The organism is Bradyrhizobium sp. NBAIM08 (assembly GCF_020193935.1).
Classification (GTDB): Bacteria; Pseudomonadota; Alphaproteobacteria; order Rhizobiales; family Xanthobacteraceae; genus Bradyrhizobium; species Bradyrhizobium yuanmingense.
Map to the genome: position 1 here is coordinate 1 of NZ_JADYVR010000123.1, position 487 is coordinate 487.

Here is a 487-nt window from a genome sequence, read left to right on the forward strand (position 1 = left end):
CTCTTTCACCGTGACGTACGGCCGGAGCTGGCGCGCGGATTGATCCTGCAACACCGTAGAAGATCGTTCTGCGGCGTCGGCGCTGCGCTTTGCAGCTTCGGCTGCGCGCTCGCTTGCTTCCACCGATCGTCGCGTGATCTCCGACTGGCTGTGCGCAGTCGATGCGAGTCTTGCGACAGCGGCGGACAAGCGCCACGCGAACAGCGCGACGACCAGCGTGAAGAGCGCGATGAGGATGTCGGTAATCGTCAGGCTGAGAAAGCGCTCGAACTGCGCCGTCGTGCCCGCGTCCGATGTTGTCGCAGCTGCAGCCGGCGGCAAGGATGTGCCGGGAGCCGCGCCGGTGGCGGGCGTCGACGTCGACGCCGGAGGCGGGATGATCGTCGCGCTCGCCGGTGGCGTTGCGGCTGCCGGTGGAGCGGCTTCGGGCGTCGTTGCGCTTTTCGCGGCAACGCTCTCGTCTTTCTTCGGTTCCGCAGGCGCTGCC

Annotated in this window: 1 protein-coding gene; it reads right to left on the bottom strand. The window is 67.6% G+C overall.

Annotation, left to right across the window (positions count from 1 at the left end; genetic code table 11):
* Positions 1-321 (bottom strand): hypothetical protein (locus I6F37_RS38720; protein ID WP_225154175.1); only part of this gene is annotated, 321 nt, incomplete at its 3' end.
* Positions 322-487 lie beyond the last annotated feature (166 nt).